General features: G+C 75.1%; 6 protein-coding genes. 2 read left to right on the top strand and 4 right to left on the bottom strand.

Annotation, left to right across the window (positions count from 1 at the left end; translation table 11 throughout):
• The 4 genes from ACYVJ4_RS16100 to ACYVJ4_RS16085 all read right to left on the bottom strand — a co-directional run.
• Positions 1-263: DUF7059 domain-containing protein (locus ACYVJ4_RS16100; protein WP_460461156.1), on the bottom strand; the 263-nt coding region annotated here is incomplete at its 3' end.
• A 91-nt stretch (positions 264-354) separates the two neighbouring features.
• Positions 355-2808 carry a sodium-translocating pyrophosphatase gene (locus ACYVJ4_RS16095; RefSeq protein WP_460461155.1) on the bottom strand — a complete coding sequence of 818 codons (2454 nt, stop codon included), beginning with the start codon at positions 2806-2808 and terminating at the stop codon, positions 355-357.
• A gap of 147 nt (positions 2809-2955) precedes the next feature.
• Positions 2956-3324 (bottom strand): ATP-binding protein, encoded by a 369-nt coding sequence (locus ACYVJ4_RS16090; protein ID WP_460461154.1) that lies wholly within the window; start codon positions 3322-3324, stop codon positions 2956-2958.
• An 11-nt stretch (positions 3325-3335) separates the two neighbouring features.
• Entirely contained in the window at positions 3336-3692 is a 357-nt protein-coding gene (locus ACYVJ4_RS16085) for an STAS domain-containing protein (protein ID WP_460461153.1), read from the bottom strand.
• Between the two features lie 105 nt (positions 3693-3797).
• Between ACYVJ4_RS16085 and ACYVJ4_RS16080 the strand changes: the two genes are divergently transcribed.
• Positions 3798-6140, top strand: a complete 2343-nt coding sequence (locus ACYVJ4_RS16080; RefSeq protein ID WP_460461152.1) for a DEAD/DEAH box helicase — start codon at positions 3798-3800, stop codon at positions 6138-6140.
• A gap of 102 nt (positions 6141-6242) precedes the next feature.
• Complete coding sequence (locus ACYVJ4_RS16075; RefSeq protein WP_460461151.1) at positions 6243-6722, top strand: hypothetical protein; 480 nt, start codon at positions 6243-6245, stop codon at positions 6720-6722.
• Positions 6723-6920: the final 198 nt, after the last annotated feature.

Genomic DNA, 6920 nt, shown 5'->3' with positions numbered 1-6920 from the left:
CGCGGCAGGGCGCGCTCGACCTCGGCCGCCGGGCGCGTGCCGCCGAGCACGAGCAGGTCGGCGAGCACCGCCGCGGGATCGCCACGTCCGGCCAGGGCGCGGCGGGCCGGCACGGGCTGCTCGCGGTGCAGCGCGGCGGCGGCCACGGGGCCGAGCACGTCCTGCACGGCCGCCACGGTGAAGCCGGCGAGGTCGTGGGCCAGCGCGGCGGCGGTGCCGTCGTCCAGCACCGGCGGCGGGCTGCTGGGCGGGCGCTCGCTCACGGGAACCACGGTAGTGCGTGGCTCCCGGTCCCCCCGGACGCAGCGCGCCCCTCGACCGACGGGCGGGCGAGGGGCGCGGTGCGGGCGGAGGTCAGCGCGTGCGCGCCGCCTCCTCGTCCGCCGCGGCGGCGTCCGCCTCGGTGACCTCGGTGCCCTCGGTGCCGGCCTCGGCGTCGACGGCCTGGCCGGGGACCGTGCTGGCGGTGCCGTCGTCACCGGTGCCGGCGAGCTCCTCGCCGGCGTCCGTGGCGTCGTCGCCGAAGGAGATGTCGCGGCGCTTGCTGATCGCGACCACGGTGATGATGATGACCACCGCGACCCCGGCGATGCCGTAGCGGATCGGGCCGCTGGCGTCCTTGCCGATGGTGAGCTGGACGATGGCCGGCGCGATGAGCACGGCGACCAGGTTCATCACCTTGATCAGGGGGTTGATGGCCGGGCCGGCGGTGTCCTTGAACGGGTCGCCGACGGTGTCGCCGATGACCGTGGCGGCGTGCGCCTCGGAGCCCTTGCCGCCGTGGTTGCCGTCCTCGACGATCTTCTTCGCGTTGTCCCACGCGCCACCGCTGTTGGCCAGGAAGACGGCCATCAGGACGCCGGTGCTGATCGCGCCCGCGAGGTAGCCCGCCAGCGGGCCGATGCCGAGGCCGAAGCCGACGGCGATCGGGGCCAGCGCGGCCATCAGGCCGGGGGTCGCCAGCTCGCGCAGCGAGTCACGGGTGCAGATGTCGACGACGCGGCCGTACTCGGGCTTCTCGGTGCCGTCCATGATCCCGGGGTGCTCGCGGAACTGGCGGCGCACCTCGAAGACGATGGCGCCGGCCGCGCGGGTCACCGCGTTGATGGCCAGGCCGCTGAACATGAACACCACGGCCGCACCGAGGATCACGCCGAACAGGTTGGACGGCGTGATGACCTGGAAGTCGAGCAGCGCCACGCGGGCGGCGGTCGTCAGCTGGTCGGCGTTGACGCCGGCGTTGCTGATGGCCGTGCCGGCCGCGTCGGTGTACGAGCCGAACAGCGCCGTGGCGGCGAGGACGGCGGTCGCGATCGCGATGCCCTTGGTGATGGCCTTGGTGGTGTTGCCCACCGCGTCGAGCTCGGTGAGGATCTGGGCGCCCTCGCCGTCGACGTCGCCCGACATCTCGGCGATGCCCTGCGCGTTGTCGCTGACCGGGCCGAAGGTGTCCATGGCGACGATGACGCCGACCGTGGTGAGCAGGCCGCAGCCGGCGAGCGCGATGAGGAACAGCGACAGGATCACGGTGCTGCCGCCGAGCACGAAGGCCAGGTATACCGCGCCGCCGATGATGACGGCGGTGTAGACGGCCGACTCGAGGCCCACGCCGATGCCCGACAGGACGACCGTGGCCGCGCCGGTGAGCGAGGTGCGGGCGACGTCCTTGGTGGGACGGTCCTCGGTGCCGGTGAAGTAGCCGGTGAGCCACAGGATGATGCCGGCGAGGACGATGCCGAGCGCGACGGCCGCGGTGGCCACCAGGCGCGGGTCGCCCTGGAGGGTGACGACGTCCGTGCCGGCGTTGTCGAGGTCGGCGAAGGACGACGGGAGGTAGAGGAACGCCGCGATGCCGCAGAGCACGGCGCTGACGGCGGCGGAGATGTAGAAGCCGCGGTTGATGGCGGTCAGGCCGCTCTCGCCGGCGCGGGGCTTGACGATGAAGACACCGAGCACCGCGGTGATGGCGCCGATCGCCGGGACGATCAGCGGGAAGACCAGGCCGGCGTCGCCGAAGGCCGCCTTGCCGAGGATCAGCGCGGCGACGAGCGTCACGGCGTAGGACTCGAACAGGTCGGCCGCCATGCCGGCGCAGTCGCCGACGTTGTCGCCGACGTTGTCGGCGATGGTGGCCGCGTTGCGCGGGTCGTCCTCGGGGATGTTCTGCTCGACCTTGCCGACCAGGTCGGCGCCGACGTCGGCGGCCTTGGTGAAGATGCCGCCGCCGACGCGCATGAACATCGCGAGCAGCGCGGCGCCGAAGCCGAAGCCCTCGAGCACCTTGGGGGCGTCGCCCTTGTAGACGAAGACGACGATCGAGGCGCCGAGCAGGCCGAGGCCGACCGTGGCCATGCCGACCGTGCCGCCGGTGCGGAACGCGACGCGCATGCCGCCGTCGCGGTCGCCGTGGCGCGCGGCCTCGGCGACGCGGACGTTGGCGCGCACGGCGAGGGACATGCCCAGGTAGCCGATCGTCGCCGAGAACAGCGCGCCGAGGACGAAGAAGCCGGACCGGCCGAAGCGGACGCCGCTCGAGTCGGCCGGCAGCGCCAGCAGCAGGAAGAACACGACGACGACGAAGATGCCGAGCGTGCGGAACTGGCGGGTCAGGTACGCCGAGGCGCCCTCCTGGACCGCCCGTCCGATCTCCTGCATCCGCTCGGTGCCCTCGCTCGCGGCGAGCACCTGCCGGCGGAAGGACACCGCCGTGATCAGGGCCAGCACCGCGATGACGGCGACGACGACGACGTAGGTCAGGTTGGCACCGGTGATCGTGGCACCTTCAGCGGCCTGGGTCAGCCCGCGCATCAGCGTCCTCCTAGACGTGGTGGACGTCCCCTCTGCGTGGCCGGGCGCACGGCATCGGCGCCCCTGCCGGGGGACGTTCGTGACGGACTGTATCGGTGCGTCCCACGTCGTGGAAGCAGAGGCAGGTCGCGGATCTGCAACGAAGGGTCAGGCGACCCAGGACAGCCGCAGCACGGTCTGCCCGTCCCGCTCCTCGACCGAGGTGTCGTCGGTCAGGCCGGCCAGGACGGCGCGGGGCAGCGCCTCCTCCGGCGAGCCCGAGGACGCCGGCACCGGCCAGACGCGGGCCACCAGACCCGGCCCGGCGTCGTCCAGCTCGAGGGTGACGGTGTCGGTGTCGCGGGCGGCCGCGAGCGCCAGCGCGCAGGCCTCGCCGACCCCCTGGCGGACCGACTCGACCAGGTCCTCGGGCCAGCCAGCCCGCCGGGCGACGGTGACGGCCACCAGCCGGGCGGTGCGGACGTGGACCGGCAGCGCCCTGAACGCCAAGCGCACCGTGCCCGAGCCCGCCCCCATGCCGGCTCGGCTCAGGTTCCGGACTCGGTGGGTTGCGCGGCCAGCGCCTCGTCGACGGAGTCGTGGATGGCGAACACCTTGGTCAGACCGGTGATCCGGAAGACCTTCAGCACGCGCTCCTGCGAGCACACCAGGTGCAGCGAGCCGCCCTGGGTGCGCACCCGCTTCAGACCGCCCACGAGGACGCCGAGGCCGGTGGAGTCGAGGAACTCGACGCCCTGCATGTCGACCACGAGGTGGTGGTGACCGGCCGCCACGAGCGTGTTGAGCTGGTCGCGCAGCGCCGGGGCGCTGTAGACGTCGATCTCGCCGCTGACCTCGACGATCATGCGCCCGCCCTGCTCACGGGTCCCCACGGACAGATCCACGTTTCCTCCAGTGCCCCTCGTGACTGCGCGCCATCTAACCACCACCCTAGGTGGCGTCGCACCCGCAGCGAACCCCCTGTCACCTGCAGGTTGCAGCATGGGGGCGTGACGAGCGGCGCCGCAGGACAGCTGCCGGGCGGCGGGCGGCCGCCGGCGGCCTTGCTGGAGGTCGTGCGGGCCCGCGGCGCGCGCGACGAACGGGTGCGGCACGTCGAGCACCTGGCAGCCCGCAAGGGGCGGCCCGCGCCCTGGCCGGGCTGGGTCGACCCGGAGGTCGTGGGCGCGCTGCGGGCGGCCGGGGTGCGCCAGCCGTGGGAGCACCAGGCGCGGGCGGCCGACCTCGCGCACGCCGGTCGGCACGTGGTGGTGGCGACGGGCACGGCGAGCGGCAAGTCGCTGGCCTACCTGCTGCCCGCGCTGACCGCGGCCCGGCGGGACGTCGGCACCGGGCTGGGCGTCCACCGGCCGACCACGCTGTACCTGGCGCCGACCAAGGCGCTGGCCGCCGACCAGCTGGCCCGGCTGCACGGGCTGGGCGTGCCCGGGGTGCGGGCAGCCACCTACGACGGCGACACCCCGCCGGACGAGCGGCGCTGGGTGCGCGACCACGCCTCCTACGTCCTGACCAACCCCGACCTGCTGCACCACGCGCTGCTGCCGGGCCACGAGCGGTGGGGTCGGTTCCTGCGCGGGCTCGAGCTGGTGGTCGTCGACGAGTGCCACCACTACCGCGGCGTCTTCGGCTCGCACGTCGCCGCGGTGCTGCGGCGGCTGCGCCGGGTGGCCGCGCGGCACGGCGCGCACCCGACGTTCGTGCTGGCCTCGGCCACGGTGTCGTCGCCGGCCGAGCACGCCCAGCGGCTGGTCGGCCTGCCGTTCGAGGCGGTGACGGACGACGCCTCGCCCCGCGGCGCCACGGACGTCGTGCTCTGGGAGCCACCGCTGCTGCCGGGCGGTGGCGAGCACGACGCGCCGACCCGCCGCAGCGCCGGCGCCGAGGTGGCCGACCTGCTGACGGACCTGACGACGTCCGGGGTGCGCACGCTGGCCTTCGTGCGCTCGCGGCGCGGGGTCGAGCAGGTGGCGGCCACCGCGCGGCGGCTGCTGCGCGAGGTCGACCCGGAGCTCGCGCCGCGGGTGGCGGCCTACCGCGGCGGCTACCTGCCCGAGGAGCGCCGGGCGCTCGAGGACGGCCTGCGGTCCGGACGGCTGCTCGGCGTCGCCGCCACGAACGCGCTCGAGCTGGGCGTCGACATCGCCGGGCTGGACGCGGTGCTGCTGGCCGGCTGGCCCGGGCGACGAGCGTCCTTGTGGCAGCAGGTCGGGCGGGCCGGGCGGGCCGCCCAGGACGCGCTGGCGGTGCTCGTCGCGGCCGACGACCCGCTCGACACCTACCTGGTGCACCACCCCGAGGCGGTGTTCGGCGCCCCGGTCGAGGCCACCGTGCTCGACCCCGACAACCCGTACGTGCTGGCGCCGCACCTGGCCGCGGCCGCCGCGGAGCTGCCGATCACGCCGGACGACGTCGCGTCGTTCGGGCCGGGCGCGCGCGAGCTGCTCGACCTGCTCGTGGCGCGCGGGGTGCTGCGGCGTCGTCCGGCCGGGTGGTTCTGGGCCCGCAGCGACCGCGCCACCGAGCACCTCGACCTGCGCGGCGTCGGCGGCGCGGCGTTCCGCGTGGTCGAGGACCCGACCGGGCGGGTGCTGGGCACGGTCGGCGCCGGCGCCGCCGACAGCACCGTGCACGAGGGGGCGGTGTACGTGCACCAGGGCGAGAGCTTCGTGGTGCTGCACCTGGACCTCGCCGAGCGCGTCGCACTGGTCGAGCGGCAGGCGCCCGGTTGGACGACGCACGCCCGCTCGGTGACCGACGTCCGGCTGCTCGAGGTGCTGCGCGAGCAGCGCTGGGGGGACGTCGAGGTGGCGTTCGGGGTGGTGCGGGTGACCACGCAGGTCGTGTCCTACCTGCGCCGACGGCTGTTCACCGGCGAGGTGCTCGGCGAGGAGCCGCTGGCCCTGCCGCCGCGCGACCTGACCACCAAGGCGGTCTGGTGGACCGCGCCGCCCGCGGTGCTCGCCCGCGCCGGCGTGCCGGCGTCCGACCTGCCGGGAGCGCTGCACGCCGCCGAGCACGCGGCGATCGGCCTGCTGCCCCTGCTGGCGACGTGCGACCGCTGGGACGTCGGCGGCGTCTCGACCGCGCTGCACCCCGACACCGGCCTGCCCACGGTCGTCGTGCACGACGGCCACCCCGGTGGTGCGGGCTTCGCAGAGCGCGGCTACGCCACCCTGCGCGAGTGGCTGCAGGCGACGCACGACGCGGTCAGCGGCTGCGGCTGCCCGGTCGGGTGCCCCTCGTGCGTGCAGTCGCCCAAGTGCGGCAACGGCAACGAACCGCTCGACAAGGCGGGCGCGCTGCGGGTGCTGCGCCTGCTCCTCGACAGCTGAGCCCGGTCGGGCCCCTCGCTCGACGGGCCGGACCGTCCCCCGCGCACTACCCTCGCTGTGACCTGGCAGCGGCGGCATCGCCGCGGCGGACGGAGGGACACCATGCTCGCGCTCGGCATCATCTGCCTGATCATCGCGGCGGCGCTCGTCATCGGCGTGCTGGTCACCGGCACCTCGCAGGAGATCGTCTTCGACTCCACCGTGGGCAACTTCACGACGCAACCCGTGTGGGTCTTCCTCTCGGGTGCGGCGGCGATGCTGCTCGTGCTGCTCGGCCTGTCGTTCTTCGGTCGCGGCACCCGCCGTCGCGTCGCGCGGCGCAAGGAGATGAAGCGGCTGCGCCGGGTCGAGGAAGAGCACGTCAGCGGTCCGGTGCCCACCACGCGCACCGACCCCGCGGCCGGCACCGTGCCCGCCCGTGACGGCTACGACGAGCCCGACCGCGAGCTCGTCCGCGAGCCCCGCACCGGCACCGCCGCCCCGACCACCGAGACCTACCGGACCGGCGAGCCCACCGACCTGACCGCCCACGAGCGGCCGGCCACCACCACGACCGACGACGCCCGGCACCGCGAGGTCTGACCCTTCGAACGGTCCCGGAGGGCCAGGGTCGGCCGACCGGGGCTGACCGGCGTGCGCCCGTGCGGTGGCGCGCCCGACCCTCCCGGCCGGCCCGGCGGGTCGCACCGTCGCCGTCGTCCAGGCGTCGGTGCCGTCGACGTGGCAGGCCTCGAGCCGCGCGCCCTGCGCGGCGGCGACGCGCACGGCGGCCGCGCATCG

The sequence above is a fragment of the Angustibacter peucedani genome, assembly GCF_054779595.1.
The sequence above is the reverse complement of the archived record's forward strand: the minus strand, read 5'-3'. Positions and strand labels throughout refer to the sequence as shown.

Coding starts and splice junctions, on each gene's coding strand:
- ACYVJ4_RS16095 (WP_460461155.1), bottom strand. CDS start 2,808: ATGCGCGGGCTGACCCAGGCCGCTGAAGGTGCCACGATCACCGGTGCC.
- ACYVJ4_RS16090 (WP_460461154.1), bottom strand. CDS start 3,324: ATGGGGGCGGGCTCGGGCACGGTGCGCTTGGCGTTCAGGGCGCTGCCG.
- ACYVJ4_RS16075 (WP_460461151.1), top strand. CDS start 6,243: ATGCTCGCGCTCGGCATCATCTGCCTGATCATCGCGGCGGCGCTCGTC.